The 3,657-nt window shown below is 66.4% G+C and carries 3 protein-coding genes; 1 reads left to right on the top strand and 2 read right to left on the bottom strand.

Translation table 11 applies throughout. The features are described 5' to 3' along the window. Both AC1VTH_RS07400 and AC1VTH_RS07395 read right to left on the bottom strand, forming a co-directional pair. A partial coding sequence (locus tag AC1VTH_RS07400) for an O-acetylhomoserine aminocarboxypropyltransferase/cysteine synthase family protein (RefSeq protein WP_481335501.1) occupies positions 1–945 on the bottom strand: 945 nt, incomplete at its 3' end. Positions 946–1,224: 279 nt separating this feature from the next. Further along, positions 1,225–1,917, bottom strand: coding sequence for an HAD family hydrolase (locus tag AC1VTH_RS07395; protein ID WP_481335500.1), 693 nt, complete (start codon positions 1,915–1,917; stop codon positions 1,225–1,227). Positions 1,918–2,163: 246 nt separating this feature from the next. Between AC1VTH_RS07395 and AC1VTH_RS07390 the strand changes: the two genes are divergently transcribed. Beyond that, the coding region (locus AC1VTH_RS07390; RefSeq protein ID WP_481335499.1) for a phosphoenolpyruvate carboxylase at positions 2,164–3,657 on the top strand (1,494 nt) is incomplete at its 3' end.

Here is a 3,657-nt window from a genome sequence, read left to right as displayed (position 1 = left end):
CACGCCCGAGACCTTGGGGCTCGCCTGCAGGAACTCGGCCACGGCGGTGCCGTTCTTGCAGTGCTGCGGCATTCGCACGTGCAGGCTCTCGAGGCCAAGGTTCAGGATGAAGGCGTTCTGCGGGCTCTGGATCGAGCCAAAGTCACGCATGAGCTGCGACGTTGCCTTGGTGATGAAGGCGCCCTCACGGCCGAACTTCTCGGCGTAGACGATGCCGTGGTAGGACTCGTCGGGGGTGGTGAGGCCGGGGAACTTGTCGGCGTGGGCCATCCAGTCGAAATTGCCCGAGTCGACGATGGCGCCGCCGACGCCCGCGCCGTGGCCGTCCATGTACTTGGTGGTGGAGTGGGTCACGATGTCGGCGCCCCACTCGATGGGGCGACAGTTGACGGGCGTGGGGAAGGTGTTGTCGACGATGAGGGGCACGCCGTGGGCGTGGGCGGCCACGGCGAAGCGCTCGATGTCGAGGACCGCGAGAGCGGGGTTGGCGATCGTCTCGCCAAAGACGGCGCGCGTGTTGGGACGGAAGGCCGCCTCGAGCTCCTCCTCGGTGCAGTCGGGCGCGACGAAGGTGCTTTCGATGCCCATCTTGGCCATGGTGTGGGCAATGAGGTTGAACGAGCCGCCGTAGATGGCCGAGCTCGCGACGATGTGGCTGCCCGCCTCGCAGATGTTGAACAGGGCAAAGAAGTTTGCGGCCTGGCCCGAGCTCGTGAGCATGCCGGCCGTGCCGCCCTCGAGCTCGGCGATCTTGGCGGCCACGTGGTCGTTCGTGGGGTTCTGCAGGCGCGTGTAGAAGTAGCCCGAGTCCTCGAGGTCAAAGAGACGACCCATCTGCTCGGAGGTGTCGTACTTGAAGGTGGTGCTCTGGATGATGGGGACCTGGCGCGGCTCGCCGTTGCCGGGACGGTAGCCGCCCTGGACGCAGGTGGTGTCGATGGACATGGGTAACCTCCGTGTGCGGGTTTAGTTGCGCTTCTTATCGTATGCCTAAAACCTTATGGAGATTAGGAATTACTTGCGAGGGGGAGAAGTGTGCTGAAATAAGCGAGCGACCGCCTTTGTGCGAAGACATCCGTTCTGTGGGCTAGGCCCAAGCGCTGCTTTCAAACAGGAGGACATGAAACCCTTCGTTCGCACTCAGTACAGCTCAAGGTGTTCCCCATGAGCTGCGAGCTTGCCGGGGGAGCCGGGACGAGGGACTCTTGACCTCAGCCCGGAGTTCTAGCCGCGAATCGCGTGGGCAAGCTCGTCTGCCGTGGAGGCGATCGAGGCGGCGCCGGCAGCGCGCAGCTGCTCGACGGTCCTGAAGCCCCAGCTCACGGCTATGCAGGGAAGGTCTGCGTTCGCGGCGGTCGCCACGTCGACCTCGGAGTCGCCCACGTAGACGGCGCGCCCGGCCGCAGCATCCGCCTGGGCTGCGGCGCCCAGGCGGGTGAGCGCCGTGTCGACCATGATGCGGTTGGGCTTCTTGGGCACCGTGTCGCTCGAGCCCATTGCCACGTCGAAGACGCCGGGGTAGTAGCTGTCCATGAGCTCGCGCACCGCGTAGTTGGACTTGTTGGAGACCACGGCGACGCGTCTGCCCTCGTCGCGAAGGCGCGCGGCGAGCTCGACCATGCCGGGGTAGGGGTGGGTGTGGTCGTTCTTGTGGGCGGCGTAGTAGTGGTCAAACGCGCTGGTGACGCGGGTCGTGAGCTCGGGCGATGCGCTGGCGGGCAGGGAGCGCTCGATGAGCTTGGCGCGCCCGTTGCCCACGCGCGCCTGGGTCTGCGCGAGCGTCGCGGGCGCTAGGCCGCAGGCGTCAAGCGCGTGCGCTAGCGCCAGGTGCAGGTCCTCGATGGTGTTCAGCAGCGTTCCGTCGAGGTCGAAAATCACGGTGGCGTAGCCGGTTGTCCCAAGCTTGGTGTCTGGCACGGATGCTCCTTACGGTTGTCTGCGAACCCAGATTATGGCGCGAATGCGCGCTGATGTCCCGCGTCATGGCCACCCATCGACCCAATGGATGCGCTCGCGGGCTGGTGCTTGCGGGCGCACATCAATTGCGTTACACGCGGGTTACGGCGGGTACCTCCCTCCTTTCAGCTGCTATCATGGAAGGGCAACATGTGCGGGTGCACAGGGCTTGTGCATCCGCGTGCATGAGAGCCTGAGGAGGTACCTTTGTCAGCAAACAACACCAGCTCCGGGCGCGACAAGCAGCGCTACGAGGCACAGGCGGCCGCGGCGCGCACGTTTGCCGAGGTAGACCTGCCCGAGAGCCTGCGCGACAACCTCGAGCTGTTCCTGCGCCTCCTGCGCGAGGTGCTCACCGAGTACTCGCCCGAGCTCCGCGCAACGTTTGACGAGCTGCTCTCCGACCTCATCGCCGCCGACGAGCGCGGCGTCGTGAGCGCCACCGGCGCCTCCGAGGAGGACGAGAACTTCCGTCACGCCTACGAGCTCATGCGCGGACTCACCGTCGAGCAGCAGACCATGGTCACCCGCGCCCTCACTGCCTACTTCCACCTCGCGAACCTCTCCGAGGAGAACTTCCGCGTGCAGACCCTGCACGAGCGCGAGCGCGAGGTGTCGCTTGACTCCGAGACCGACGAGAGCAACGCCCTCGCCGTGGCCTACCACCAGCTCATCGACGAGGCCGGCCTCGAGCGCGCCTACGAGCTGCTGAACCGCCTCGAGTTCCACCCGGTCTTCACCGCGCACCCCACCGAGGCGCGCCGCAAGGCCGTCGAGGGCAAGATCCGCCGCATCGCCCGCCTGCTCGAGGACCACCCGCGCCTGGGCGGCTCCGACCTCGCGGAGAACGAGCGCCACATGCTCCAGGAGATTGACGCGCTGCTGCGCACGAGCCCCATCGCCCTCAAGAAGCCCACGCCGGTCGAAGAGGCCGACACGATCATCGACATCTTCGACAACACGCTGTTCGACATGGTGCCGCAGGTCTACCGCCGCTTCGACGACTGGGTGCTGGGCGACGACGCCGGCCGCGTGGCCCCGGTGTGCCCGGCCTTCTTCCACCCCGGCTCCTGGATTGGCTCAGACCGCGACGGCAACCCCAACGTCACCGCCAAGGTGAGCCGTCAGGTGGCGGCCAAGTTCTTCACCCACATGGTGGCGACCCTCGAGGACAAGTGCCGTCGCATCGGCCGCAACCTCACGCTCGACGCCGAACACTCCAAGCCCTCGCCCGAGCTCGTCAGCCTGTGGAACCACCAGGTCGAGATGAGCGAGGTACTCACCGCCCGTGCTCAGCTCATCAGCGAGTCCGAGCCGCATCGCGCCGTCATGCTCGTCATGGCAGACCGCCTGGGTGCCACGATTCGCCGCAACTCCGACACGATGTATCGCTCCTGCGACGAGTTCCTGTCCGACCTGCGCATCGTGCAGCGCTCGCTCGCCCAGAGCAACGCCTGCCGCGCCGCCTACGGCCCCGTCCAGACCCTCATCTGGCAGACGGAGACCTTTGGCTTCCACATGGTCGAGATGGAGTTCCGTCAGCACTCGATCGTGCACAGCCGCGCGCTGGCAGACATCCACAAGCACGGCCGCAACGGCGAGCGCGGGCCGCTCGACCCGATGACCCGCGAGGTGCTCGACACCTTCCGCGCCCTCGGCTCTATCCAGAGGCGCTACGGCGCCAAGATGGCCCGCCGCTAC

The organism is Parolsenella sp. (genome assembly GCF_982402205.1).
Note: the sequence above shows the minus strand (reverse complement) of the source record. Positions and strands in the feature narration are given on the sequence as shown.